Below are 26,355 nucleotides of genomic sequence, written 5' to 3'. Positions count from 1 at the left end.
CTGTGCACGGCCACCCTGGCGGGCCTGATTGCCACTCCCGCCATGGCGCAGGAGCCGTCCAGCCGGCGTGAGGCGGCCGGCCTGATCATCGGCTTCAAGGGCGACGAACTCGAATCGAACACCGCGACGGACCAGGGGCCCTGGGCCTCCGGACGTGAGCGGGCCCGTTCGCAATGGGACCGCAACGCCCGCCAGGGCCGCGAGCGCCTGACCCGCTGGGCGCGCGAGGTCGGGCTGCCGTCGGGCCAAGCCGGCGAGGCAGGCAACGCCCGCCTGCTGCGCTTCGATCGGCCCTTGCGTGGCCAGGCGCTGGACAACGCCGTGCGCCGCGCGCGCCTGCATCCCGATGTGGCCTGGGTCGAGCCCGATGTGCTGGTGCCCCGCCTGGGCGCGCCCGTCACCCCCAGCGACACGCTGTTTCCCCAGCAATGGCACCTGCAGACGCCCGATCTGGTGAACCTGACGGGCCTGAACCTGCCCCCCGCCTGGGGCGACACGACCGGCAGCACCTCCGGGTCCACGGCGGTCGTGGCGGTGGTCGACAGCGGCATCCGGGCGGGACACCCGGATCTGGCCGGCAAGCTGCTGCCCGGCTACGACCTGGTGAGTGAGCTGGCCGTGTCCAACGACGGCGACGGGCGCGACCCCGACCCGAGCGACCCGGGTGACTGGGTGCACCCAGCCGACCTGGCGAATCCGCTGTTCGCGGGCTGCGACCTGTCCAACAGCACCTGGCACGGCACCTTCATCGCGGGGCAGATCGCCGCCGCCACCGACAACGCCCAGGGCGTCGCGGGCCTGAACTGGGGCGCGAAGGTATTGCCGGTGCGCGTCTCGGGCAAATGCGGCGCGCACCTGTCGGACCTGCTCGACGGCCTGCGCTGGGCGGCCGGCCTGCCGGTCTCGGGCCTGCCGATCAACCCGAACCCGGCGCGCGTGATCAACCTCAGTTTTGGTGGCGATTCGGCCTGCACGCCGGGCTACCAGACCACCATCGACGCGGTCACCAACGCGGGCGCCCTCATCGTCGTGGCGGCCGGCAATTCGAACACCACGCTGACCCGCCCGGCCGACTGCCGCCGGGTCATGACCGTGGCTTCGGTGCGCAAGGATGGGGCGAAGGCCGAGTACTCCAGTTTCGGCACCCGCGTGGCGCTGGCCGCGCCCGGGGGCTCGACCGATGCCGGCCCATCGACCTTGCTGTACTCGACCGACAACAGCGGCACGACCACGCCAGGGGTCGACATGTATGGCTACAAGCAGGGCACGAGCTTTGCCGCGCCACAGGCCGCGGGCATCGCCAGCCTGATGCTGGCGGTCAACCCCTTCCTGAGCCCGCGCCAGCTCATCGAGCGCATGAAGGCGGGGGCCCGACCTCACGTGGTGACGGGATTGGCCGCGTGCGGCACCCCGGGCGCGGGCGCCGTCTGCGGCTGCACCACCACCACCTGCGGCGCCGGCCTGCTGGACGCCAACACCTCGGTGCAGCTGGCCACCGGCCCGGCGGTCGTGATCAAGCCGGTGGGCGAGGTCGAGCCGGGCACGGTGATCACGCTCGACGGCAGCCAGAGCGTGCCCATTCCCGGTCGCAGCATCGTGTCCTACCAGTGGGTGCAGGTGAGCGGGCCGCCGGTCACGCTCTCGTCGGCCAGCAGCGCGGTGGCCAAGGGCACGCTCGTGGCGGAGGACAGCTATGTGTTCTCGCTCACCGTGGTGGACAACTTCGGCCGCACGGGTGAAGACACCGTGCGCGCGGTGGCGGCCATGCCCGTGCTCGCCGCCAGCAGCAGCGGGGGAGGTGGTGGCTCCGCTGGCCATCTCTGGGGTTTGAGCCTGTGGGCCTGGGTGATCGCCGTGGCGCTGTGCCAGCGCCGCCGCCGTCGGGTCTGAGCCGAGCCCGCCGGTCGGCTCAGCTGCAGCGGCGCAGCGCCTTGCCGGCCATGGCCTCGCGCAACCCTTCCACTGCCGCGCGCTGGGCGTCGGTGATGGCGGGCAGGCGCAGCGCGAACGACACGCTTTCCGCCCGTTCCTGCGCCACCCTGGCGGTGCGCACGCCGTCGCGCTCGGTCTGCTGCAGCGCCTGCCGCGCGGCGGCTTCGGTGGAGTAGGTGCCCAGCGCCAGCCCCGGGGCCAGGCCATTCGCGGTGAGCTCTCGGAACTGCACGCCCAGCCCGCGCAACTCGGCCTTCTTGCGCTCCACCTGCTCGGTGTTGTCGTAGCGCCCCATGTAGACGATCCAGCGGCCGCTGCTGCGGGTCTCGTTGAGTTGCCAGCCGTTCGCCGTCAGGCCCAGCAGCGCGAGTTCGGCGCGCAGCAGCTCAGCCTGGGCTTCGGTGAAGCCGGCGGCCTGCCAGCAGGCGCGCGGGCCATCGCTCGCTGGGGCGGCCGCTGTGGGCGGGGTCGGGGTGGGCGCGGCCGGTGGCGTCGGTGCGGCTTCCACCGCCGCGGCCGGCAGCGCGGCCGGTGGTGCCGCGGTCTCGGGCTCCGGCGCAGTGGTGGTGTCGGCCGACGTTCCTTTGGGGCCATTGAGCAGGCGCAAGGCCTCGGGCCTGAGCTGCTGCGCCAGGCGCTGGGGCTCGCGCTGCTCGATCGGGGCCAGGCCCAGGCCGCCCAGGTAGCCCTGGGTCCAGGCGAAATAGCCCGCGTTGGCCAGCACCAGCACGATGACCGCCCACCTCAACACGGGCGCACACTCACTTCTGAACTGGTGACGGTCAACATGCCCTGGTCGGTCAACACCTGCAGGGCACCGTCGGGGGTCACCCCGCAGGCCGTGCCCCGGGTGCCATCGGAGAGTTGCACGGCCAGGCCCTGCAAGGCGTCCAGGCCGGCGAAACGCTGCGCAAAGGCGCCAAAGCCTTGCGAGGCGAACGCCAGCACGTCCTGCACCAGCGGCGGCGCCACGCGCTCGAGCACCTCGCCGGGCGTGATGCCCACGCTGACCTCGGCCAGTCCGGCCGGCGCCATGGCGGCCACGGTCGAGCCGTCGGGCACCAGGGCGGCCACGGCCGAGGCCTCGGGCCGGGCGATGTTGATGCCCACGCCGATCACCACCATGCGCTGGCCCTGCGCCGCGTCACCGGTGCTGGCGGTCTCCACCAGGATGCCGCCGAGCTTGCGCTGGTGCAGCCAGAGGTCGTTCGGCCATTTCAGCCGCACGTCGGGGTGCAGGCTGTGGGCCAGGCTCACGCCCACCGCGAGCGACAGGCCCGACCAGTTCGATGGCGCCAGCGGCAGGGCGATGGAAAACGTGAGCGATTGGCCCGGCTTGCTGTGCCAGCCCTTGCCGAGCCGGCCCCGCCCTGCGGTCTGCTGCTCGGCGGTCAGCAGCACCGGCTCCATGAGGCCGCTGCGCGCGCGCCGCATGAGCTCGCTGCTGGTGGAGTCGATGCTGGGCAGCACCTCCACCGTGAAGCCCGGCAGCAGGGGCACCACGGCTTCCCAGACCGCTTCCGCGTGACGGGTCAGGGTGTCTGCCATGTGAGGGGAGAGGTCCTTAGCCGAGCTTGGACGCGCGTCCCGCGCGTTTGGGGGCGAGCAGCGTGCCGCGGCACTTCTTGGCGCCGCACCAGCAGGGGTACTCGGCCTTGAGCTTGGGCGTGTAGGGCTCGTCGATCACCAGGCCGTAGTCGTAGAACAGCTCCTCGCCGGCCTGGATGGGGCGCAACGAACGGATGAACACCCGGCCGTCTTCCACGTCGGCTTCGCAGTTGGGCTTGCAGCTGTGGTTGATCCAGCGCGCCGAATTGCCGCCGACCTTGGCGTCGATCACGTGCTCTTCATCGATGTGGAAGTAGAACGTGTGGTTCGGGTCGCTCGGGTCGTGCGGATGGCGGCGCAGCGCCTCCTCCCAGGTGATGATCTCGCCCACGTATTCGATGAGCGTCTCGCCCTCGGCCAGATCGACCACGGCGTACACGCCCTTGCCATGCACGCCGGAGCGCCGGGTCTGGATGCGGCGGCTGGCGGCGGGGGCGGCGGCCTTGGTCTTGGTGGAAGAAGGGCGCGGCTGCGTCTGGCGGGGGCTTTTCGTCACGGCCGAAATATTTGGTAAGGTTGTTTCATGCAGGTGCGCGCGGGTGTGCGCGTGCCCATGTGCGCGTGTACACGCGCGTGGAAAGCCGATTGTAGAGATGAAAACCCTGGTCATTGCCGAGAAGCCATCCGTGGCCCAAGACATCGTGCGAGCGCTTACCCCGGTGGCGGGCAAGTTCGACAAGCACGATGACCACTTTGAGAATGACAAGTACGTGGTGACTTCCGCCGTGGGTCACCTGGTGGAGATCGCTGCGCCGGAGGAGTTCGACGTGAAGCGCGGCAAGTGGAGCTTCGCGCACCTGCCGGTGCTGCCGCCGTACTTCGAACTCAAGCCGATCGACAAGACCAAGTCGCGGCTGTCCGCGGTGGTCAAGCTCGTCAAGCGCAAGGATGTGTCGCGCCTCATCAACGCCTGTGACGCGGGCCGCGAGGGGGAGCTGATCTTCCGCCTGATCGAGCAGTACGCAGGCGGCCTGAAGAACGGCAGCTACCAGCCGCTGGGCAAACCGGTGCAGCGCCTGTGGCTGCAGTCGATGACGCCCGCGGCCATCCGAGACGGCTTCGAGCAGCTGCGCAGCAACGAGCAGATGCTGGGCCTGGCCGATGCCGCGCGCAGCCGTTCCGAGGCCGACTGGATGGTTGGCATCAACGGCACGCGCGCCATGACCGCCTTCAACTCGCGCGACGGGGGCTTCTTCCTCACCACCGTCGGCCGGGTGCAGACGCCCACGCTGTCCATCGTGGTCGAGCGCGAGGAAAAGATCCGCGCCCACAGGAGCCGCGACTACTGGGAAATCCACGCCAGCTTCCTGGCCGAGGCCGGCGAATACCCGGGCAAGTGGTTCGATCCCAACTTCAAGAAGCCCACCGGTGACGATGCCGACGCCGAGCTGCGCGCCGACCGCGTCTGGACCCAGCGCGAGGCGCTGGCGATCGCCGACGCGGTGCGGGGCAAGGCCGCCAGCGTCAAGGAAGAGAGCAAGCCCACCACCCAGGCCTGCGGCCTGCTGTACGACCTGACCAGCCTGCAGCGCGAGGCCAACGGCCGCTTCGGCTTCTCGGCCAAGACCACGCTGCAACTGGCGCAAAGCCTGTACGAGCGCCACAAGGCCCTGACCTACCCCCGGACCGACTCGCGCGCCCTGCCCGAGGACTACCTGCCCACCGTCAGGCAGACCTTCGAGATGCTGGCCGGCAGCGGCATGAAGCACCTCGCGCCGCACGCGAAGACCGCGCTGGACAACAGCTACATCCGCCCGAGCAAGCGCATCTTCGACAACAGCAAGGTCAGCGACCACTTTGCCATCATCCCCACGCTGCAGGCGCCCAGCGGCCTGAGCGAAGCCGAGCAGAAACTGTACGACCTGGTCGTGCGCCGCTTCCTGGCGGTGTTTTTCCCGAGCGCCGAGTTCATGGTGACCACGCGCATCAGCTCGGTGCTGAACCACCACTTCAAGACCGAAGGCAAGGTGCTCGTGAAGCCGGGCTGGATGGCCGTCTATGGCAAGGAGGCCGCCGAGGACGTGGCCGATGCCAAGGACGGTGACAAGGGCCAGAACCTGGTGCCCGTGCGCGAGGGCGAGACCGTGCGCACCGAGAGCGTCGAGCCCAAGGGCCTGAAGACCAAGCCGCCCGCGCGCTATTCGGAAGCCACGCTGCTGGGCGCCATGGAAGGCGCCGGCAAGCTGGTGGACGACGACGAGCTGCGCGAAGCCATGCAGGAAAAGGGTCTGGGCACGCCTGCCACGCGCGCGGCCATCATCGAAGGCCTGCTGACCGAGAAGTACATGTTCCGCGAAGGCCGCGAGATCATCCCCACCGCCAAGGCCTTCCAGCTCATGACGCTGCTGCGCGGCCTGGGCGTGGAAGAACTCTCCAAGCCCGAGCTCACCGGCGAGTGGGAGTACAAGCTCGCGCAGATGGAGCATGGCCAGCTCAGCCGCGCCGCCTTCATGGGCGAGATCGCCGCCATGACCGAGCGCATGGTGAAGAAGGCCAAGGAATACGACCGCGACACCATTCCGGGCAACTACGCCACGCTGTCCACGCCCTGCCCGAACTGCGGCGGCGTGGTGAAGGAAAACTACCGCCGCTACACCTGCACCGGCGCCGACGGCAACAGCGAGGGCTGCGGCTTCTCGTTCGGCAAGTCGCCCGCCGGGCGCACCTTCGAGCCCGAGGAGGCCGAACAGCTGCTGCGCGACAAGAAGATCGGCCCGCTCGAAGGTTTCCGCTCCAAGGCGGGTTGGCCCTTCGTGGCCGAGATCGTGATCAAGTTCAACGAAGAAGAAAAGAACTGGAAGCTGGAGTTCGACTTCGGCGACGACAAGAAGGGCGAAGAAAGCGGCGAGCTGGTGGACTTCACCGGCAGCGAGTCGCTCGGCGCCTGCCCCAAGTGCGGCAGCCCGGTGCACGAGCACGGCAGCAACTACGTGTGCGAAAAATCGGTGCCGACCCTGGCCCAGCCCACGCCGACCTGCGACTTCAAGAGTGGCAAGATCATCCTGCAACAGCCGGTGGCGCGCGAACAGATGAGCAAGCTGCTGGAGACCGGCAAGACCGACCTGCTCGACAAGTTCGTTTCGATGCGCACGCGCCGCGCGTTCAAGGCCTTCCTGGCCTGGGACAAGGAAGCCGGCAAGGTGAACTTCGAGTTCGAGCCGCGCGCGAGCAAGTTCCCGCCGCGCAAGACCGCCGCCGGCGCGCCGGCCAAGGCCGCCCCGGCGAAGAAGGCCGCGCCCGCCAAGAAGGCACCCGCGGCCAAGAAAGCCGCGGCGGCCAAGACGCCCAAGGCACCGCGCAAGACCACGGCGGCCAGCGGCAAGCAGCCCAGCGCCGCCCTGGCCGCGGTGATCGGCGAAGGCCCGGTGTCCCGCCCCGAGGTGGTGAAGAAGCTGTGGGACTACATCAAGGCCAACGGCCTGCAGGACGCCACCGACAAGCGCCGCGTCAACGCCGATGCCAAGCTCGCCGCCGTGTTCGGCAAGCCGCAGGTCACCATGTTCGAGATCGCGGGCATCGTGGGCCAGCACCTGACCTGATTGTTTCCAAAAGGATTTCCGCATGAGCCTGACTCTCTATTTCGCCCCCGGCGCGTGTTCCTTCGTGCCCCACAGCATGCTGGAGCTCTCCGGCGCCGCGTTCGAGCCACACAGCGTCAAGCTGCACAAGAACGAGCAGCGCAGCCCCGAGTACCTGGCGATCAACCCGCGTGGCCAGGTGCCGGTGCTGGTGGACGATGGCCAGGTGATCACGCAGATCGTGGCCATCCTGCTGCACCTCGATGCGAAGCTGCCCGAGGCGGGCATCCTGCCGGCGTCCGGCCTGGCGCGCACGCGCGCGCTGCAGACCCTGACCTGGATGAACAACACCGTGCACCCCACCTTCACGCACGTGTTCATGCCGGACAAGTTCACCGACGACGAGGCCGCCAAGCAGGCGATCCGCGCCCACGCCGCCAAGACCTACAAGGGCCTGCTGGACGAGATCGAGGTGATGGCCAGGCAGGCCTCGCCCTGGATGATGGGCGAGCGCCCCGGCGCGCTGGACGCCTACGCGCTCACGCTGCTGCGCTGGGGCGGTTTTGCCGGCATCGATCCCACCACCCAGCCGGCGACCTGGGACCTGGCCCAGCGCTTCGCCGCGCTGCCGCCGGTGGCGCGCGCGGTCGAGCGCGAAAAGCTGATGCTCAACATCTACAAGCCCAAGGCCTGAACGTTCAGGCCGGCAGTCGGGGCGTCTTCGGGGTGAAGCGCACCGAGGCCAGCAGACCGGGCGGGTTGCGCTCGGGGTGCGCGCTGTCGATCAGCACCGTGGCGCCGTGCTGCTGCGCGATCTCCTGCACGATGGTCAGGCCCAGGCCCGAGCCGTCCACGTTGGTGCCCAGCGCACGGTAGAACGGCTGCAGCACGAACTCGCGTTCGCTCTCGGGAATGCCCGGGCCGTTGTCCTCCACCTGCAGGATCTGCACGCCGCTGAACGGGTCGATCAGCACGCGCGCGGTGACCACGCCGCCGCGCCCGCTGTAGTTGATCGCGTTGTCCACCAGGTTGCGCACCATCTCCTGCAGCAGGATGGGGTTGCCGTCCATCAGACAGTCTTCCGGCACCTCCTCGGGGCCTTCGCAGCCCAGGTCGATGCCGTGTTCCAGCGCGCGCGGCACTGAGTCCTGCACCACACCGCGCACCAGGCGCGCCAGGTCCACGCGCGCGCTGGGCAGGGTGCGGCCGGTGGTCTCGGCGCGCGCCAGCGCGAGCAGCTGGTTCACGGTGTGCGTGGCGCGTGAGCTGGAGCGCGCGATCTGCTTGAGCGAGCTGTGGATTTCCTCCGCGTTGCTCTCGCGCTGGGCCAGTTCGGCCTGCATGCGCAGGCCGGCCAGCGGCGTCTTGAGCTGGTGCGCCGCGTCGGCCAGGAAGCGCCGCTGCGTGGTGAGCGAGGCCTTCAGGCGCGTGAGCAGGTCGTTGATCGACGACACCAGCGGCGCAACCTCCTGCGGGATGGCCGACTCCTCGATCGGGCTCAGGTCGTCGGGCTTGCGCGCGCGGATGCGCTGCTCCAGCTCGTTGAGCGGGCGGATGCCACGCACCAGCGCCAGCCACACCAGCAGCACGGCCAGCGGCAGGATGACGAACTGCGGCACCATCACGCCCTTGATGATTTCGGCCGCCAGCGTGGAGCGCTTGCCGCGCGTCTCGGCCACCTGCATCAGCACCAGGTGCTGGGCGTCGTTGCGTTCGAGCCAGGTGTAGGCCACCCGCACCTCGTCGCCGCGCACCACGTCGTCGCGCAGCAGCACGCGGCCGGCCTCGGGCGTCTCGTCCTCGCGCGGGCGGGGAAAGTCCAGCTCACCGCTGACGAGCTTGCCGCGCGGGTCGATCACCTGGTAGTAGACGAGGTCGCTGTCGTCGGCGCGCAGCAGGTCGCGCGCCTGCGCGTTGAGGTTGAAGCTGATCTGCCCGTTCTGGTTCGCCACGAACTGCGTGAGCGCCTGCAGGTTGAACTCCAGCGCACGGTCGAACGGTTTGCTCGCGATGCCCTGGGCCACGAACCAGGTCAGGGCCAGCGACAGCGGCCACAGCAGCAGCAGCGGCGTGAGCATCCAGTCCAGGATCTCGCCGAACAGACTGCGCTGTTCGCGCTGGAACAGGCCGAACGACTTCGGGATGGGGCGGCCCGCCACCGGCGGCGGTGCGGCCTCGATCAAAGCCTCGGTTTCAGCCGGCGATTTTTTCAAGGCAGTAGCCCAGACCGCGCACGGTGGCGATGCGGATCGGGCCCTTCTCGATCTTCTTGCGCAGGCGGTGGATGTAGACCTCGATGGCGTTGTTGCTCACCTCTTCGCCCCACTCGCACAGGCGCTCGACCAGCTGGTCCTTGCTCACCAGGCGCCCGGCGCGCTGCAGCAGCACCTCCAGCAGGCCGAGTTCACGCGCCGAGAGCTCGACCATCTTGCCGTCGATGGTGGCCACGCGGCCGGCCTGGTCGTATTCGAGCGGGCCGTGGCGGATGGTGTTGGTGGAGCCGCCCATGCCGCGCCGGGTGAGCGCGCGCACGCGGGCTTCGAGTTCCTGCAGCGAGAACGGCTTGGCCATGTAGTCGTCGGCGCCGTAGTCCAGGCCCTTGACGCGCTCCTCGATGCTGTCGGCCGCGGTGAGGATGAGCACCGGCAGCGTGGAGCCGCGCGAACGCAGGCGCTTGAGCACCTCCAGGCCGTGCAGCCGGGGCAGGCCCAGGTCCAGGATCAGCAGGTCGAACTCGTTGTTGGTCAGCAGGGCGGCGTCGGCCTCGGTGCCGCTGGTGACGTGGTCCACCGCCGCGCCGGCGGCGCGCAGGCTGCGCAGCAGGCCGTCCGCCAGCACGTGGTCGTCTTCGGCAATCAGGATGCGCATGGGAAGGTCTCCTGGGTGGCTGCCGGGGCAGCGCTTCATCGGGGAATGCCCGGCATCGGGCGAACCATTTTAGGCCGCGCAGGCCCCTGCGGCACGGTGTTCAGCGGGGTGGCACGGCCGCGCGCGCGCCGGGTGATTCCGAGCCATAGGCCTCCAGGCCGAGCGCCACCACGGTGGCCACCGCGTCGCCCACCTGGGCGCGGAATTCCGCCTCCGCCTGGGCCACGGCCTGGCGGAACGCCTCCAGCCACAGCAGCCCGGTGTCGGTGAACACGATGCGCCGTGCCCGCGCATCGCGCGCGTCCGCCTCGCGCCGCACCAGGCCCCAGGCCTCGCACTGCGTCACCAGGTCGCCCATGGCCTGCTTGCTCATGCCCGCCTGGTGCGCCAGCTCGGTCAGGCGCGAGCCGTGCAGGCCCAGGTGGCGCGTGATGTGGATGTGCGCGGCGCCCACCTGCGCCCGCGCCGCCAGGTGCGAGAGCGCCAGCGGCACGTTGGCGTCGTGCGCCATCAGGCTGAGCACGCGCTCGTCGAAGCGGCGCAGCGCCAGGCCCATCAGGCGCCCCAGATGGCCGCCGCGCCAGCGGTCGTCGGGCAAAACAGGGGCGGTGTCGGGCATTCGCTGATGGTAAGGCAAACTGACCAAATAACGCCTTGTTCGAATTCAACCTGCCTGTAAACTCCTGCTCAAGCATCCAGCCTGTACGCATTTACAGGCTTTGCGAACCTCTACCACCCGCTCAGGAGCCCCTCATGGACGCAGCCGTCAAGAACAACCCCCTCAACAGCGAAAAAGCCAAGGCCTTGCAGGCCGCGCTGGCCCAGATCGAAAAGCAGTTCGGCAAGGGCACCATCATGCGGTTGGGCGAGGGTGAGGTGATCGAGGACATCCAGGTCGTCTCCACCGGCTCGCTGGGCCTGGACATCGCCCTGGGCGTCGGCGGCCTGCCCAAGGGCCGCGTGGTCGAGATCTACGGCCCGGAATCCTCGGGCAAGACCACGCTGACCCTGCAGGTCATTGCCGAAATGCAGAAGCTCGGCGGCCAGTGCGCCTTCGTCGATGCCGAGCACGCGCTGGACATCCAGTACGCGCAGAAGCTTGGCGTGAACCTGCAGGACCTGCTCATTTCCCAACCCGACACCGGCGAGCAGGCGCTCGAGATCGTCGACAGCCTGGTGCGTTCCGGCGCGGTCGATCTGATCGTGGTCGACTCGGTGGCCGCGCTCACGCCCAAGGCCGAACTCGAAGGCGAAATGGGCGATTCGCTGCCCGGCCTGCAGGCCCGCCTGATGAGCCAGGCGCTGCGCAAACTCACGGCGCACATCAAGAAGACCAACTGCATGGTCATCTTCATCAACCAGATCCGCATGAAGATCGGTGTGATGTTCGGCAGCCCCGAAACCACCACCGGCGGCAACGCGCTGAAGTTCTACGCCTCGGTGCGCCTGGACATCCGCCGCACCGGCACGATCAAGAAGGGCGAGGAAGCGATCGGCAACGAGACCAAGGTCAAGGTGGTCAAGAACAAGGTCTCGCCACCCTTCAAGACGGCCGAGTTCGACATCCTGTTCGGCGAAGGCATCAGCCGCGAGGGCGAGATCCTCGATCTGGGCGTGGTGCATCGCGTGATCGAGAAGTCGGGCGCCTGGTACGCCTACAACGGCGAGAAGATCGGCCAGGGCCGCGACAATGCGCGCGAATTCCTGCGCGAGAACATCGAACTGCGCGTGGAGATCGAGAACAAGGTGCGCACCGAACTGGGCGTGCCGCTGCTGCCGGTGGACGAAGCGCCGGCGCCCGCCAAGGGCGGCAAGGCCGAAAAGGCCGAGAAGGCGGCCAAGGCCAAGGACGTTGACGCCACGCCGGCGGCCTGACCCCCGCCCTTGCGCGCATGGCCTTCGACCAGATTTCCCTCAAAGGCCGTGCGCTGCGCCTGCTCGCCGGGCGCGAGCATTCACGCGCCGAATTGCAGCGCAAGCTGAGCGTGCACGAAACCGAGCCTGGCGAGCTGGCGAAAGCGCTGGACGAGCTGGAGGCCAAAGGCTTCATCAACGAGCAGCGCGTGCTGGAGTCGGTGCTGCACCGGCGCTCGGCCCGCCTGGGCGCGTCTCGCGTGCGCCAGGAGCTGCAGGCCAAGGGGCTGGACCCGCAGGCGGTGGCCGAGGCGGTGGCGGGCCTGCAGGGTTCGGAAGAAGCGCGCGCGCGCGAGGTCTGGCGCAAGCGCTTCGCCGGGCCGCCGGCCGACGCCGCCGAGCGCGGCAAGCAGATGCGTTTCCTGCTCACGCGCGGCTTTGGCGCCGAGGTGGTGCGGCGCGTGGTGAAGGGCGCGCCTGCCGACGACAGCGAGGACTGAACGCGCGCGTCAGCGTGGCTGGGTGGCCGAGGCGCCGCCCGGCGCCCGGGGCGGGCGCAGCATGCGCCAGGCCAGCAGGCCGCTGGCCACCATGATGCCCGTGCCCAGCACCGCGGCGGCCTGCAGCCCATCGACAAAGGCGCTGCGCGCGGCCAGCCCCAGGGCCTCGGCCAGCGGCGCGGGCAGGCTTTCGGCGACCCGCAGCGCGCCGCCCAGGGTCGAGGCTTCGGCCACGGCCTCCTGGGGCAGGCCCGCCGGCAACTGGCCCGCCATGCCGGCGCGGTAGAGGCCCGTGGCCATGCTGCCGAACACCGCGATGCCCAGGGCGCCGGACAGCTCCGCGCTGGTCTCCGACAGGGCCGATGCCGCGCCCGCGCGCTCGGGCGGCGCCGAGCTGATGACGATGTCGTTGCCCAGCGTGAACACCGGCGCCATGCCGATGCCCATGAGCGTCATGCCCACGACCAGCGCGGCAAGGCCATGGGGGCCATCGACCAGCGCCACGCCCGCGAAGCCGACCGCTGCCACCGCCAGCCCCGTCACCATGGTGCGGGGCGCCGAACAACGTTGCGCGATGGCCGGTGTCAGCATCGAACCGACCACGAACGACAGGGCCCAGGGCACGGTGCACAGGCCCGCCACCAGGGGCGAGAGGCCCAGCACCAGCTGCAGGTGCTGCGAGATGAAGATGTAGACGCCGAACATCGCGAACGAGGTAAGGGCATAGGTGCAGATGGCGGCCGCGAAGCGGGGCTGGCCGAACAGCCGCAGGTCGAGCAGCGGGTAGGCGATGCGGCGCTGGCGCCGCACGAAGGCCACGCCCGCCGCGAGGCCGAGCGCCGCAGCCACCCAGGTCGGCGCGTCCACATGGCCTTCGGCCGCCTGCTTGAGCGCGAACACGCCGCCGAGCACGGCGGTGAGCGAGAGCGCCACGCTGCCCAGGTCGAGCCGGCCCGCCTCGGGGTCGCGGTACTCGGGCAGCAGGAAGGGGCCCACCGCCAACAGCAGCAACATCACCGGCACCGCGGCCCAGAAGATCGCGGGCCAGGCGAAGTACTGCAGGATCACGCCACCCACCAGCGGGCCGATCGCGCCACCCACCGAGTAGCTCGAGATCCAGATGCCGATGGCGATGCGGCGCTCGCGCTCATCGCGGAACATGTTGGAGATGAGCGAGAGCGTGGACGGTGCCAGCGTGGCGCCGGCGATGCCGAGCAGCGCGCGCGTGGCGATGAGGGCCTGCGCGGTGGTGGACAGGGCCGCCGCCACCGAGGCGGCCGCGAACGCCATCGCCCCGATCATCAGCAGCCGGCGCCGCCCGATCTTGTCGCCCAGCGTGCCCATGGTGATCAGCAGGCCGGCGACCATGAAGCCGTAGATGTCGATGATCCAGAGCAGTTGCGCGGACGAAGGCCGCAGGTCGGCGCTGATGGCGGGCAGCGCGAGGTTGAGCACCGTGAGGTCCATGGCATAGACCAGGCAGGGCAGGGCGATCACGCCCAGCGCCACCCATTCGCGGCGCGTGGCCCGGGGTGGAGCGATCTCGATGGCTGGCGGAGTGGCAGGCATGGGGTTTCCTCGAGGTTCGGCGGTGGACCGCGCCGAGATCCGGCGCCATCCTGGGGTACGACGAACCAGGGCCGGGCGTTTCGACAACCCGCCGCTCAGCCTTACAGGCCGAGCATCAGCTTCAGGTTCTGCACCGCGGCGCCGCTGGCGCCCTTGCCCAGGTTGTCCAGCCGGGCGACCACCACCGCCTGCTTCGCCTCGCCGTTGCCGAACACGCGGATTTCGAGCTGGTTGGTGTCGTTCAAGGCCAGGGCGTCGAGCTTGCCGTCTTCGGTCGCCGGTTGCACGCTCACCCATTCACTGCCCGCGTAGTGCTTTGCGTAGGCCGCGTGCAGGTCGGCCAGCGTGGGCTGGCCGGGCAGGGTGTCCAGGTGCAGGGGCAACTGCACCAACATGCCCTGTGCGAAGTTGCCGACGGATGGCACGAAGATGGGCCGGCGCGTGAGGCCGGTGTAGGCCAGGATTTCCGGGATGTGCTTGTGCTTGAGGCCCAGGGCGTACAGCTCATAGGCCGGGGCTTCGCCTTTTTCGTAGGCCTCGATCATGGTGCGGCCGCCGCCCGAGTAGCCGCTGACGGCGGGCAGGCAGACCGGGTAGTCGGCGGGCAGCAGGCCGGCGTCGACCAGCGGGCGCAGCAGGGCAATGGCGCCGCTGGCATAGCAGCCCGGGTTGGCCACGCGGCGGGCGTTGACCACCGCGTCGCGCTGGCCCGGCGCGAGTTCGGGGAAACCGAACACCCAGCCGGGTGCGGTGCGGTGGGCGGTGGAGGCGTCGATGACCTTGGGCTGCCGGCCGGGCAGGGCATCGATCATGGCGACCGATTCGCGCGCCGCGTCGTCGTGCAGGCAGAGGATGACCAGATCGACCTGCGCCATCAGCTCGCGCTTGGCGACCGGGTCCTTGCGGCGCTCGGGTGCGATGCTCACGAGTTCGATCTGCGGCATGCCTTGCAGGCGCTCGCGAATCTGCAATCCGGTGGTGCCTGCTTCGCCGTCGATGAAAACCTTGGCCATGGCCGCTCTGCCTTGTCAGTTGGATTCAGGGGGATTACCAAACCCGCGCGTCGAATGCGCGCTTTTGGTGCGTTGCACCATGATACAGTCCCGGGTTGCTGTTTTCAGTGCCCACCCAGCGGCCACCCCGGTTCGGCCGTCACTCTTTTACCTGTTCCTGAGAGACACCTCATGAAGATCCATGAATACCAAGGCAAGGAAATCTTGCGCCAGTTTGGTGTGCCCGTGCCCCGCGGCATTGCGGCATTTACGGTGCAAGAGGCGGTGGAAGCCGCTCAAAAGCTCGGCGGCCCGATCTGGGTGGTCAAGGCCCAGATCCACGCCGGTGGCCGTGGCAAGGGCGGTGGCGTGAAGGTGGCCAAGTCGGTGGACGACGTCAAGCGCCTGGCCGGCGAAATCCTGGGCATGCAGCTCAAGACGCACCAGACCGGCCCCGAAGGCCAGAAGGTTCGCCGCCTCTACATCGAAGACGGCGCCGACATCAAGAACGAACTGTACGTCTCGCTGGTGACCGACCGCGCGACGCAGAAGGTGGCCCTGATCGCTTCGAGCGAGGGCGGCATGGACATCGAGGAAGTGGCGCACGCCACGCCCGAAAAGATCATCACCGAGATGATCGATCCCCTGACCGGCATCACCACCGAGCAGAGCAAGAAGGTCGCCGCGGCCATCGGCCTGACCGGCGCCTCCGTCGACCAGGCCGCGGACATCTTCTCCAAGATCTACAAGTGCTACATGGACACGGACGCGTCGCTGGTGGAAATCAACCCGCTGAACTGCGACTCCAAGGGCAACCTGATGGCGCTGGACGCCAAGTTCAACTTCGACGCGAACGCGCTGTTCCGCCACCCTGAGATCGTGGCCTACCGCGACCTGGACGAAGAAGACCCGGCCGAAGTGGAAGCCTCCAAGTTCGACCTGGCCTACATCAGCCTGGACGGCAACATCGGCTGCCTGGTCAACGGCGCCGGCCTGGCCATGGCCACCATGGACACCATCAAGCTGTTCGGTGGCGAGCCCGCCAACTTCCTGGACGTGGGCGGTGGCGCCACCGCCGAGAAGGTGACGGAAGCCTTCAAGATCATGCTCAAGAACCCCAACGTCAAGGGCATCCTGGTCAACATCTTCGGCGGCATCATGAAGTGCGACACCATCGCCACCGGCGTGATCACCGCCTGCAAGGCCGTGAACCTGTCCGTGCCGCTGGTGGTGCGCATGAAGGGCACCAACGAAGAGCTGGGCAAGAAGCTGCTGGCCGAATCCGGCCTGCCCATCATCGCCGCAGACACCATGGCCGAAGCGGCGACCAAGATCGTTGCTGCCGTCAAGTAAGCCCGGAGAAACATCATGTCCATCTACATCAACAAAGACACCAAGGTCATCACCCAGGGCATCACGGGCAAGACGGGCCAGTTCCACACCGAGAAGTGCCAGGAATACGCGAACGGCAAGAACGCCTTCGTGGCCGGCGTGAACCCGAAGAAGGCCGGCGAGTCGATCTTCAACATCCCGATCTACGCCTCCGTCAAGGAAGCCGCGACGCAGACCGGCGCCACCGTGTCGGTGATCTACGTGCCGCCCGCGGGCGCCGCCGCCGCCATCTGGGAGGCCGTGGAAGCCGACCTGGACATGGCCATCTGCATCACCGAAGGCATCCCGGTGCGCGACATGCTCGAAGTGCGCAACAAGATGAAGGCCAAGGAAGCCGCCGGCGGCAAGAAGACCCTGCTGCTGGGCCCCAACTGCCCCGGCCTGATCACGCCCGACGAGATCAAGATCGGCATCATGCCCGGCCACATCCACCGCAAGGGCCGCATCGGCGTGGTGAGCCGTTCCGGCACGCTGACCTACGAAGCCGTGGCCATGCTGACGGAAGTGGGCCTGGGCCAGTCGACCGCCGTGGGCATTGGTGGCGACCCCATCAACGGCCTCAAGCACATCGACGTGATGAAGGCCTTCAACGACGATCCCGACACCGACGCCGTGATCATGATCGGTGAGATCGGCGGCCCGGACGAGGCCGACGCGGCCCGCTGGTGCAAGGCCAACATGAAGAAGCCGGTGGTGGGCTTCATCGCGGGCGTGACCGCGCCTCCCGGCAAGCGCATGGGCCACGCGGGCGCGCTGATCTCCGGCGGCGCCGACACGGCCGATGCCAAGCTTGCCGTCATGGAAGAGTCCGGCTTCATCATCACGCGCAACCCGTCGGAACTGGGCAAGCTGCTCAAGGCCCAGCTCTGAGCCACCCCTCGAGGGTGTGAAAAGGGCAACGCTTGCGTTGCCTTTTTTTATGTCCGCACGGAAATTGAGGTGCCGAATCCACAAAGGCGCTTGCTCGGCCGAACCTGATTGCAACAAAATGCAACATCCAGGATGCCAGCGATTTGCCGGCACCGACGGTGCGCTTGTCTCTGACCTTTGGGCAGTTCGCGGCGACCTGCAGGCGAACCCACCCGGAGAATGCGCGACGTGTCCACCCGCAAGACGAAACCCCTGCAAGGCCGAGGCCGGATCTGGCGATCCGACGCCTGCCTGGGCCTCGGGGTGGTGCTCGCCGTTTTCGCGCTGCACGCTTCGACCGACCTGTTCGACGGCCTGGAACGCCGCTTCTACGACGTTGCCAGCGCGGCCAGCAGCCGCCAGCCCAGTGAGCGCATCGCCATCATCGCGATCGACGACCAGAGCATTGCCAACATCGGGCGATGGCCCTGGTCGCGCGAGGTGCATGCGGAGCTGATCGACCAGCTCAGCGCGGCCAAGGCCAAGACCGTCGCTCACACCGCCTTCTTCTTCGAACCGCAGACCGACCGGGGCCTGGCCCAGCTGCGGGCCTTGCGCGGCCAGCTCGACGGCATGGCACCCGGCGCCACACCGCTGCCCGATCTGGGCGCCGTGTCGCGCCAGCGCCTGCTGGGATTCATTGGCGAGGCCGAGCAGCGCCTGGATACCGACGCCCGGCTGGTCGCCAGCATGGCGCGCGCGGGCAACGTGATCGTGCCTTCGGTGTTCACCCTGGGTGAGCCGCTGGGCCGGCCCGACGCGCCTTTGCCCGCCTTCGCCCAGCGCAGCGCGCTGGCCGACGACAGCGGCTTCGGCCTGCCGGCGCAACGCACGCAACAGCCCCTGCCCGCCGTGGGGGAGGCCGCCCGGGCGGTGGGCCACCTCAACCAGATTCAGGATGCCGACGGCGCGGTGCGCCGGGAAGCGCTGCTGGTGGACTTCGATGGTTACGCGGTGCCGTCCATGGCGCTGAGCGTCGCGGCGCACAGCCTGAACCTGGGCATGGAGGACATCCGCCTGTGGCCGGGCGAGGGCGTGCAGCTGGGCCCGACCCGCCTGCCGACCGACGAGGCGGCGCGCCTGCTGCCGCAGTTCTACGCCGATCGCGACGGCAAGCCCGCCTTCACGGTGGACTCCTTCTACGACGTGATCTCCGGGCGCATTCCCGCCAGCAAGTACACCGACAAGGTGGTCATCATCGGCGCGACCGCCGCGGGCGTGGGCACGCTCTTCACCACCCCGGTGTCGCCGGCGATGTCCCCCGCCGCCATCCTCGCGCACATCACTTCCAGCCTCCTCAATGGGCATTTCATCGCCCAGCCGGCCTGGGGTGGTCTGGCGGTGCTGGGCGTGTTGCTGGTGGTCGTGGCGCATCTGGTGGCGTTGCTGCCGCGCCTGTCCGCCGCTGCGGGCGCCGTGGTGACAGCTGGGCTGTTCCTGCTCCTGCTGGGGGCCGAATATCAACTGCTGGCGTCGGCTGCGATTTGGCTGCAACTGGTGTTCCCGGTCGCGCTGCTGCTGATCGGGCACCTCGCGCTCACCACCCGGCGCTTCCTCGCAACGGAAGCGGGCAAGATCAAGGCGGACGAGGAGTCGGCCGAGACCAACCGCATGATGGGCCTGGCGCTGCAGGGTCAGGGCCAGCTCGACATGGCGTTCGACCGCCTGCGCCGCGTGCCCTTCAGTCCCGCGCTGATGGACAACCTCCGGCACCTCGCGCTGGACTTCGAGCGCAAGCGCCAGCTCAACAAGGCCGAAGCGGTGTACGAGCACATGACCCGACTCGATCACGCCGACGCCGATGTGGTGGCACGCCTTCAGCGGACCAGGCATCTTTCGAACACGGTGGTGTTGGGGCCGGGCTCGTCGCATCCAGGCGGAACGCTGGTGCTCGGCGATGAGCGTGTCGAGAAACCCATGCTGGGCCGATACCGGATCGAGAAGGAGCTGGGCAAGGGCGCCATGGGCGTGGTGTACCAGGGCCTGGATCCGAAGATCGGGCGCACCGTGGCCATCAAGACGCTGGCGCTGAGCGCCGAGTTCGAAGGCTCGGAGTTGGCCGACGTGCGCGAACGCTTCTTCCGCGAAGCCGAAACGGCCGGGCGGCTGCAGCACCCGAACATCGTCACCATCTTCGATGCGGGCGAAGAGCATGACCTGGCCTACATCGCGATGGAGTTCCTGCAGGGGCGCGACCTCGCGGCGCACACCCGCGACGGACAGCTGTTGCCGGTCGCGGCCGTGCTGTCCATCGGCGAGCGCGTGGCGCTGGCGCTGGACCATGCGCACCGCCAGCAGGTGGTGCACCGCGACATCAAGCCCGCCAACGTGATGTACGACCCCGCCACCGATTCGGTGAAGGTCACCGACTTCGGCATCGCGCGCATCACCGGGTCCAGCAAGACCCGCACGGGCATGGTGCTGGGCACCCCGAGCTTCATGTCGCCCGAGCAGCTGGCCGGCCAGCGCGTGGACGGCCGCTCGGACCTCTATTCGCTGGGGGTCATGCTGTTCCAGTTGCTCACGGGCAGCTTGCCGATGCGGGGCGATTCGATGGCCGCGCTCATGTACCAGATCGCCAACCAGCCCGCGCCCGATGTGCGTGAACGACGTCCTGAATTGCCGCCGGAACTGGCCGATATACTGAGCAAGACCCTGTCGAAATCGCCTGCGGAAAGGTACCAGACAGGGCTCGAAATCGCCGCCGACCTCCGCAAGACCATCGCCGCCCTGTCGACGTCCCCCGACGTTCACATGGCGCCTCAGACCGTGCCCGCTTCCCATGGGCACGGCCATGAAAACGCGGTGCTTGCCACAGTTGTCACGCCGGTGCCGGTTTCGTCGCGCGAGCCCGAGACAGTCAGCTTCGATATCCGCTTATAAATCCAACAATATGATTTTTGAGTATTTTTGTCTGACAGATCCGGGTCTGGTCAGGGACAACAACGAGGACTCCGTGGCCCTCGATCCCGACAACCAGATCGTGGTGCTGGCCGATGGCATGGGCGGGTACAACGCGGGTGAAGTCGCGAGCGCGATGGCGACCACCTTCATCCGGACCGAGCTCGGGCGATGGATGTCCGAGGGGGGGCATGAGGCCAGCGCGCGCGAACTCAAGCGCGCCATGGAAATCTGCATCGACAACGCCAACCGGTCCATCTTCAACGCCGCGAATTCCAACGCGCAATACGCCGGCATGGGCACCACCCTGGTCATGGGCGTGTTCCATGGCGCGCGCGCCATGATCGGCCATGTGGGCGACTCGCGCTGCTACCGCCTGCGCGCCGGCAGCTTCGTGCAGATCACGCGGGATCACTCCTTGCTGCAGGAGCAGATCGACGCCGGGCTCATTTCGCTGGAGCAGGCCCAGTACGCCACCCACAAGAACCTGGTCACCCGCGCCCTGGGGGTGGAAGACACGGTGTTGCTCGAGGTTAACGAGTACCGGGTCGAGGACGAAGACCTCTATCTGTTCTGTTCCGACGGGCTCAGCGACATGATGAGTGACGAGCGCATTGCCGCCATTCTGGTGACCGCGGGCACGCTGGAGGAAAAGGCGCAGGCCCTGGTGGACGGGGCCAACGACTGCGGTGGACGCGACAATATTTCGGTGATACTGGCGTATGCTCGATCGAAGCCGATCCGCAAAGGCCTGCTCTCGCGGATGCTCGGCAAGTAATCGCCAGCGCCATTTCAGAATTCAATCAATAGGTTCCAGAGGAGTCGGCCATGCCGAAAATGATCGTTTCCATCGACGGTGTCGTCATCAAGGAAGTGCAACTCACGAAAGACCGCACCACGCTGGGCCGGCGTCCTTACAACGACATCGTGATCGACAACCTCGCGGTCAGCGGTGAGCATGCCGTGATGCAGATGTCGGGCATGGACGTGTTTCTGGAAGACCTCAACAGCACCAACGGCACCTACGTCAACGGCAAGGCGATCAAGAAGCAGCAGCTGCAGAACGGCGATGCCGTCGAAATCGGCAAGTACAAGATCAAGTTCGTGCACGAAGGCGCGAGCGAAACCTACGAAAAGACCACCGTCATCAACGCCGGCTCCGTGGTGGAGGCCGGCGACTCCCAGGGCGCACCGCTGGGCAACGCCGCGATCAAGGTCATGTCCGGCACCGCGGCCGGTCGTGAAGTGCCTCTGGTCAAGGTGGTGACCACCATTGGCAAACCCGGTGTGGCGGTGGCGGCCATCACGCGCCGGCCCCATGGTTATGTGGTGGCCCTGGTCGAAGGCACGCAGAAGCCCACCATCAACGGCAGCCCCATCGGGACCGACGCCGTGAACCTGCACCATGGCGACCTGCTGGAACTGGCCGGCACGCAGATGCAGTTCGTCCAGCACTGAGACGAACCCGAGCCATGCCCGGGCATGGCGGCCATCGGCAGAAATGCCAAAAAAGTCCTTTCCGGCGCCTGGTCAAACGGGTAGCCTTCGGCAGTCGGTTGCCGGCCCGGCTTGTTCGGTCTGAGGCAACCAGTTTCCCCATCCAATGTGCCGGCGGTCCCGGCCATGCCACTGCCAAAGCTGCCAAATGAGGGTCCGCGTACTGGGGTGCTCTGGCGCCATCGCCCATGGTTGCCGCACCACGTCCTTTCTGCTCGACGACAACGTCCTGATCGACGCCGGTACCGGCGTGGGCGACCTGACCCTGGATGAGATGGCGCGGGTGGACCACGTCCTGCTCACCCATTCGCACCTGGATCACGTGGCCGCGCTGCCCCTCATGCTCGATGCCGTGGCCGCCCGGCGCCTGGCCAGTGGCGCTGCGCCGCTGCAGGTGCACGCGCTGCCCGGCACCATCGCCGCGCTCAAGGTGCACATCTTCAACAACCTGATCTGGCCCGACTTCTCCGCCATTCCCAGTGTGGACACGCCGCTCATGCGCTTCGTGTCCATTGCGGTCGGCGAGGTGCTCCATGTCGGCGGCAAGTCGGTCGAGGTCTTGCCTGCGGTGCACACCGTGCCGGCGGTCGGCTTTGCCGCCGCCAGCGCCTCGGGTCACTGGGTCTTCAGTGGCGACACCGGGCGCAACCCAGCGTTCTGGCAGCGCGTCAACCAGCTCCCTGTGGCCCTGCTGGTGATCGAAACCGCCTTCAGCGACCGGGAGCACGCCCTCGCGCAGCGCAGCCTGCACCTGGCTCCCAGCCTGCTGGCGCAGGAGCTGGAGCAGATCGATGGCCGTCAGCGCTACCCGATCTACATCACCCACACCAAGCCGGCGGAAACCGGTTTGATCATGGAAGAGATCCGCCGCTTCGACGAAGCGCCCAACCGCGCGGGCGATGTGCGCCACGACATCCGCTGGCTCAGCGCGGGGCAGACCTTCGAGTTGTGACAAAAGCCGTTGCCTGAAGGCGAGGTGACAAAAATTGTCGGTCGCATGCCGATGCAGGGGTCACCAAATGTCACTGATGCAGGGTGAAGCGTTAAAAAGACCTCAAAAAGCGTGGCATTTCGGGCTGGCACGGGGCGTGCTGATAGGAGGCCGTTCTTATCCCAACCCCTGCCTCCCAAGGAGTTCTCCATGAAATTGAACCGTGCCATTCAAAAAGGCTTCACCCTGATCGAATTGATGATCGTGGTGGCCATCATCGGTATTCTGGCGGCCGTCGCGTTGCCCGCTTACCAAGACTACACGGTGCGTGCGCGCGTGTCGGAAGTGATCCTGGCGGCTTCTTCCTGCCGCACCTCGATCACGGAAGTGGTTCAGACCGCGCCTGGCATCAACGTAGCCTCGGCCATCCCCGCCTCTTGCTCCATCACCCCAACGCGAATGGTGGCATCGGGCGGCGCCGATGAAAACGGCGTTATCACGATCGTTGGCAACGCGGCCAATATCGGTGGTCAAGTGACTGCCACCACCAACCGGATTCGTCTGGTTCCAATTGTCTCCGGTGCAGCCCTGGTCGGTACGACCGGCGGCGGCAGCGTCATTCAAAGCTGGAACTGCGGCCCTGACACCACCGAAGGAATGCTTGCCAAGTACCTCCCGGGTTCTTGCCGTTCCTAATCGCTCGCGGCGATATTTGACACACATGGAAAGGCCGCTTTGCGGCCTTTCTTTTTTATTCCCCGGCCGCCACAATGCTGCAGCACTACACCCGTTTTCAGCAGGTCGAGAACGTTCTTGCAGCCGTGCTGCTGTCGCTGGCCTGGTTGATGCCCAACCATCAGCTGCCCTGGAACGCGTTTCACCACGAGCTCGTGATGGTGGTGGCGTTGGGGCTGATCGCCATCGTACTTGCCTGGCAGACCCGTTGGCGCGTGCCGCTATCGTTCTTTGCGGGTGTGTTTGGGCTGCTGATCGTAGTGCCTTGGGGGCAGTGGGCCGCTGAGCTGATGCCCAAGGCCGGTACAGCGGCGGTTTCTTCCGCCTATGTGGCCGCCTCCCTGCTGGCCTTTTTGTGCGGCCATGCCGCGAGATTGAACCAAAGTCGCCGCTTTATAGATATCGTCTTCGCTGCCCTGGCCCTGGGGGCGGCACTTAATGTGCCCGTGCAATGGATTCAATGGTTGCAGTGGTATTCCGGCGATTTCGACTCCCTGGTGCTGCTGTTGGTCACCCCCATTAGTGACCGCGAGCGCCCTTCCGGCATGATCCTGCAGCCCAACCAGCTGGCGACCATCCAGGTCTGGGGGCTGATCGCCCTGACCTGGTTCCGCCATCGCCGCATGCTCTCGCTGGCCACGTTCGTGTTGCTGTTTGTTTGGATCGGTATCGGCATCGGGCTCACCCAGTCGCGCGCCGGATTACTTGAGATGGCCGTTGTGACCGGGCTGCTGGCCTTGGCGTTGAAGGGCGAGGGGCGGAGGACCATTTGGATCGTCTGGTGTTCGATCCTGGTGGTGCTGATCCTGTGGTTACTGAACTTCAAGGAGGTGGCCAACTGGCTGGGCCTCGGGGGGCAACAGAATGCCGAAGCGCGCCTGACGGCCATTGATGGTGCCCGAATTGATGCCTGGCGGGCGTTTGGCGCAGCCCTTCTTGAGCGCCCATGGTTCGGCTACGGTTTGACCGATGGCGGCTTTGCTTACGTGGCCGTGGCGCATCTACAACCCGAGTTGTACATCGGCCAGCGCTTCGCTCACGCACACAACGCCGTCCTCGACGTGTTTCTCTGGTTGGGGATTCCCATGGGGCTGTTGTTGCTGGGCGCCCTTGGTTTCTGGCTGAGCAAGCGGCTGCTAGAACTGCCGAAGCGGCCCGAGAACGTTTTTGCGCTCGCCGTGGTGGTGGCTTTGGGTGTGCATGCCATGTTGGAGTTGCCGCACCAGTTTCTCTATTTCATGGCCCCAGCCGCTTTGTTCGCCGGCTGGTTGATGCCGGTGCGGGTCGCCTCGAATGGGCCTTCGTTGCCCGGGTGGTCTTGGGGCGTTGCCGGGGTGGTGACTCTGGGCGTGGCAGGCTGGATATCGGCGGATTATTTCCCCTACCAGGAACGTTACACCGAGTGGCGCTTTGAGAGCAACGGCGTGGGCAAGCGGCCGGACATCGAAGTGCACAAGCCGCGCGTGCTCAACCAGATCCATGACGAATTGGTGCTCTATCGTTTGCCGCTGCGCCAAGGAATGAGCGAGCAGGAGCTCCTCTGGATCTCGGACACGGCGCGCAGCGTGAACTCACCGCCCGCCTATTACGCCGCGGCCAAGGCCCATGCGCTTGCCGGTGAGGAAGAAACCGCGCGCGTCTGGATGATGCGCCTCAACGCCATCATGGGTGCCGACCTTGTTGTGACGATGCAGGGCATCTGGGCGCGCGATCAGAGGGCGCATCCTTCGCTCGCCTCGTTGAACTGGCCGGACTACGCCGGACGCAGCACGTCCTTCCAGCTGGCGCCGGAAACCTTGGATCGCTCCGAGCCCCTGCCCCTTGCGCCGTCCGACAATCCCCAGGTTTCCTTGCCAACCCCGTGAGTCTCTCCGTCATGCACGCAGCTCTTCGATACCGATTCAAGTGGGCCATCGGACATTTCCTGGTCAGTGCCCTGATCCTGCTCGTGGTGGGCGGGTTGATCTTCTTCGTCTGGTACCCCCACCCTTACCGGGTGCTGGCGGGCGGCTTGAACCTGTTCCTGCTCGTGGCGGCCGTGGACGTCGTGCTGGGTCCCGTGTGCACCTTCGCGGTCGCGGCCGCGAAGAAGCCGCTCAAAGAGCTGCGCATGGACGTGGCCCTGATTGCGCTCGTGCAGGTCGGCGCCTTGTCGTATGGCGCCTGGACCGTGTTCCAGGCCCGGCCGGTGTACCTGGCCTTCGAGATCGATCGCCTGAGAGTGATTCACGCGATCGACGTCGACCCGGGCTTGCTGGCTCAGAGCGCGCCCGAATTCCGCTCACTGCCGGTTCGTGGCCCCGAGCTGGTGGCGGTGCGCCCGTTTGCCTCGGCAACCGAAAGGATGGAGGTGACGATGGCGGCCTTGCAAGGCGTGGACATCGGTGCGCGTGCCGATCTCTGGGTTGGGTATGACACGCAGACACAAGCCATTCAGTCGGCCGCCCAGCCGCTCAGCGCGTTGCTTGCCGCCAAACCCGAGGCCGCGCCGGTGGTTCAGGCCGGCCTGGCGTCGGCGGGGTTGAAGTTGGACGGCGTGCGCTACTTGCCGGTGGCCAGCCGACATGCGTTCTGGACCGCCATCCTCTCGCCGCTGGATGCACGGCCCGTGCTCTTTCTGCCTGTGGACCCCTATTGAGAGTGAGAGGTCAAGCGGCTGCCGTAAAACTCCCGCTCTTCCCTCCGCGTTTCTCCACCAGTCGCACCCCCCCCATCACCATCCCCCGATCCACGGCCTTGCACATGTCGTAGATGGTGAGCAGCGCCACCGACACCGCTGACAGGGCTTCCATTTCCACCCCGGTCTGACCGGTGCATTCGGCGGTTGCAAGACAGCGCACGCTGTGGGACTCGGGTTCGATGTCGAATTCAACCGCCACGCGGGTCAGCGCGATCGGATGGCACAGCGGAATGAGGTCGCTGGTCTTCTTGGCGGCCTGGATGCCGGCGATGCGCGCGATGCCGAGCACGTCACCCTTTTTCGCGGTGCCCGCCTGGATCAACGCCAGCGTGGCCGGCAACATGGTGATGCGGCCTTCCGCGACGGCCACCCGGTGGGTGCTGGCTTTGGCCGCCACGTCGACCATGTGGGCCTGGCCCTGGGCGTCGAAGTGAGTCAGGGGAGAGGAAGCTTTTGTATCGGTCATGGG

At 67.4% G+C, this 26,355-nt stretch carries 23 protein-coding genes; 14 read left to right on the top strand and 9 right to left on the bottom strand.

Going from position 1 to position 26,355, the window contains the following annotated elements:
- Nucleotides 1-321: 321 nt before the first annotated feature.
- Nucleotides 322-1,890 (top strand): S8 family peptidase, encoded by a 1,569-nt coding sequence (locus AC1Q9M_RS23315; RefSeq protein ID WP_444688133.1) that lies wholly within the window; start codon nucleotides 322-324, stop codon nucleotides 1,888-1,890.
- Nucleotides 1,891-1,909: 19 nt separating this feature from the next.
- Here the strand turns inward: AC1Q9M_RS23315 and AC1Q9M_RS23310 are convergent, their stop codons facing one another.
- Genes AC1Q9M_RS23310 through AC1Q9M_RS23300 form a run of 3 tightly spaced genes read right to left on the bottom strand, consistent with a single transcriptional unit; the run spans nucleotide 1,910 to nucleotide 4,036 of the window.
- Entirely contained in the window at nucleotides 1,910-2,683 is a 774-nt protein-coding gene (locus AC1Q9M_RS23310) for an SPOR domain-containing protein (protein ID WP_382322327.1), read from the bottom strand.
- Nucleotides 2,677-3,480 (bottom strand): biotin--[acetyl-CoA-carboxylase] ligase, encoded by an 804-nt coding sequence (locus tag AC1Q9M_RS23305; RefSeq protein ID WP_382322326.1) that lies wholly within the window; start codon nucleotides 3,478-3,480, stop codon nucleotides 2,677-2,679. The genes AC1Q9M_RS23310 and AC1Q9M_RS23305 overlap by 7 nt, the downstream gene beginning before the upstream one ends.
- 16 nt (nucleotides 3,481-3,496) lie before the next feature.
- The gene (locus AC1Q9M_RS23300) at nucleotides 3,497-4,036 is read right to left on the bottom strand and encodes an SET domain-containing protein (RefSeq protein WP_382322325.1); all 540 of its coding nucleotides are present in this window, start codon (nucleotides 4,034-4,036) and stop codon (nucleotides 3,497-3,499) included.
- Between the two features lie 97 nt (nucleotides 4,037-4,133).
- On the opposite strand from AC1Q9M_RS23300, the gene AC1Q9M_RS23295 reads away from it, so the two are divergent.
- On the top strand, nucleotides 4,134-7,079 hold the full coding sequence (locus tag AC1Q9M_RS23295) for a DNA topoisomerase III (protein WP_382327996.1): 2,946 nt from the start codon (nucleotides 4,134-4,136) through the stop codon (nucleotides 7,077-7,079).
- A gap of 22 nt (nucleotides 7,080-7,101) precedes the next feature.
- On the top strand, nucleotides 7,102-7,752 hold the full coding sequence (locus AC1Q9M_RS23290; protein ID WP_382322323.1) for a glutathione S-transferase family protein: 651 nt from the start codon (nucleotides 7,102-7,104) through the stop codon (nucleotides 7,750-7,752).
- Between the two features lie 4 nt (nucleotides 7,753-7,756).
- Here AC1Q9M_RS23290 and AC1Q9M_RS23285 read toward each other — a convergent pair whose 3' ends face one another.
- From AC1Q9M_RS23285 to AC1Q9M_RS23275, 3 genes are all read right to left on the bottom strand, one after another.
- Nucleotides 7,757-9,136 carry a sensor histidine kinase gene (locus AC1Q9M_RS23285; protein ID WP_382163823.1) on the bottom strand — a complete coding sequence of 460 codons (1,380 nt, stop codon included), beginning with the start codon at nucleotides 9,134-9,136 and terminating at the stop codon, nucleotides 7,757-7,759.
- A 115-nt stretch (nucleotides 9,137-9,251) separates the two neighbouring features.
- On the bottom strand, nucleotides 9,252-9,926 hold the full coding sequence (locus tag AC1Q9M_RS23280; RefSeq protein ID WP_382152905.1) for a response regulator: 675 nt from the start codon (nucleotides 9,924-9,926) through the stop codon (nucleotides 9,252-9,254).
- A gap of 100 nt (nucleotides 9,927-10,026) precedes the next feature.
- Complete coding sequence (locus AC1Q9M_RS23275) at nucleotides 10,027-10,545, bottom strand: MarR family transcriptional regulator (protein ID WP_382328000.1); 519 nt, start codon at nucleotides 10,543-10,545, stop codon at nucleotides 10,027-10,029.
- Between the two features lie 134 nt (nucleotides 10,546-10,679).
- Here AC1Q9M_RS23275 and recA point away from each other — a divergent pair, with 134 nt between their 5' ends.
- A complete protein-coding gene (gene recA, locus AC1Q9M_RS23270; RefSeq protein ID WP_382322321.1) occupies nucleotides 10,680-11,801 on the top strand; it encodes a recombinase RecA in 1,122 nt (373 codons plus the stop codon).
- Nucleotides 11,802-11,818: 17 nt separating this feature from the next.
- Nucleotides 11,819-12,280, top strand: a complete 462-nt coding sequence (gene recX, locus AC1Q9M_RS23265; RefSeq protein ID WP_382152914.1) for a recombination regulator RecX — start codon at nucleotides 11,819-11,821, stop codon at nucleotides 12,278-12,280.
- Nucleotides 12,281-12,289: 9 nt separating this feature from the next.
- On the opposite strand, the gene AC1Q9M_RS23260 is transcribed toward recX, so the two are convergent.
- Both AC1Q9M_RS23260 and argC read right to left on the bottom strand, forming a co-directional pair.
- Nucleotides 12,290-13,849, bottom strand: coding sequence for an MFS transporter (locus tag AC1Q9M_RS23260; protein WP_444687738.1), 1,560 nt, complete (start codon nucleotides 13,847-13,849; stop codon nucleotides 12,290-12,292).
- A gap of 101 nt (nucleotides 13,850-13,950) precedes the next feature.
- A complete protein-coding gene (gene argC, locus AC1Q9M_RS23255; protein ID WP_444687737.1) occupies nucleotides 13,951-14,862 on the bottom strand; it encodes an N-acetyl-gamma-glutamyl-phosphate reductase in 912 nt (303 codons plus the stop codon).
- A gap of 171 nt (nucleotides 14,863-15,033) precedes the next feature.
- On the opposite strand from argC, the gene sucC reads away from it, so the two are divergent.
- The 9 genes from sucC to tfpZ all read left to right on the top strand — a co-directional run bounded on the left by sucC (nucleotide 15,034) and on the right by tfpZ (nucleotide 25,844).
- Complete coding sequence (sucC, locus tag AC1Q9M_RS23250; RefSeq protein WP_444687736.1) at nucleotides 15,034-16,194, top strand: ADP-forming succinate--CoA ligase subunit beta; 1,161 nt, start codon at nucleotides 15,034-15,036, stop codon at nucleotides 16,192-16,194.
- A 15-nt stretch (nucleotides 16,195-16,209) separates the two neighbouring features.
- Complete coding sequence (sucD, locus tag AC1Q9M_RS23245) at nucleotides 16,210-17,103, top strand: succinate--CoA ligase subunit alpha (RefSeq protein ID WP_291111541.1); 894 nt, start codon at nucleotides 16,210-16,212, stop codon at nucleotides 17,101-17,103.
- A gap of 228 nt (nucleotides 17,104-17,331) precedes the next feature.
- Nucleotides 17,332-20,025: a CHASE2 domain-containing serine/threonine-protein kinase gene (locus AC1Q9M_RS23240; RefSeq protein WP_492435975.1), complete on the top strand. Its 2,694-nt coding sequence runs from the start codon at nucleotides 17,332-17,334 to the stop codon at nucleotides 20,023-20,025.
- A gap of 10 nt (nucleotides 20,026-20,035) precedes the next feature.
- Nucleotides 20,036-20,821, top strand: a complete 786-nt coding sequence (locus AC1Q9M_RS23235; protein WP_382322316.1) for a Stp1/IreP family PP2C-type Ser/Thr phosphatase — start codon at nucleotides 20,036-20,038, stop codon at nucleotides 20,819-20,821.
- Between the two features lie 50 nt (nucleotides 20,822-20,871).
- The gene (locus AC1Q9M_RS23230; RefSeq protein ID WP_382152925.1) at nucleotides 20,872-21,501 is read left to right on the top strand and encodes an FHA domain-containing protein; all 630 of its coding nucleotides are present in this window, start codon (nucleotides 20,872-20,874) and stop codon (nucleotides 21,499-21,501) included.
- Nucleotides 21,502-21,688: 187 nt separating this feature from the next.
- Nucleotides 21,689-22,492 carry a 3',5'-cyclic-nucleotide phosphodiesterase gene (locus tag AC1Q9M_RS23225; RefSeq protein ID WP_492435972.1) on the top strand — a complete coding sequence of 268 codons (804 nt, stop codon included), beginning with the start codon at nucleotides 21,689-21,691 and terminating at the stop codon, nucleotides 22,490-22,492.
- Nucleotides 22,493-22,687: 195 nt separating this feature from the next.
- Nucleotides 22,688-23,167: a pilin gene (locus AC1Q9M_RS23220; protein WP_492436019.1), complete on the top strand. Its 480-nt coding sequence runs from the start codon at nucleotides 22,688-22,690 to the stop codon at nucleotides 23,165-23,167.
- Between the two features lie 74 nt (nucleotides 23,168-23,241).
- Nucleotides 23,242-25,071: a PglL family O-oligosaccharyltransferase gene (locus tag AC1Q9M_RS23215; protein ID WP_492435970.1), complete on the top strand. Its 1,830-nt coding sequence runs from the start codon at nucleotides 23,242-23,244 to the stop codon at nucleotides 25,069-25,071.
- A gap of 11 nt (nucleotides 25,072-25,082) precedes the next feature.
- On the top strand, nucleotides 25,083-25,844 hold the full coding sequence (gene tfpZ / locus AC1Q9M_RS23210) for a TfpX/TfpZ family type IV pilin accessory protein (RefSeq protein ID WP_382322312.1): 762 nt from the start codon (nucleotides 25,083-25,085) through the stop codon (nucleotides 25,842-25,844).
- A 10-nt stretch (nucleotides 25,845-25,854) separates the two neighbouring features.
- Here the strand turns inward: tfpZ and moaC are convergent, their stop codons facing one another.
- Entirely contained in the window at nucleotides 25,855-26,352 is a 498-nt protein-coding gene (gene moaC, locus AC1Q9M_RS23205) for a cyclic pyranopterin monophosphate synthase MoaC (RefSeq protein WP_382322311.1), read from the bottom strand.
- Nucleotides 26,353-26,355 lie beyond the last annotated feature (3 nt).

The organism is Hydrogenophaga sp. GW823-FHT04C09, assembly GCF_058796355.1.
The sequence above is the reverse complement of the archived record's forward strand: the minus strand, read 5'-3'. Positions and strand labels throughout refer to the sequence as shown.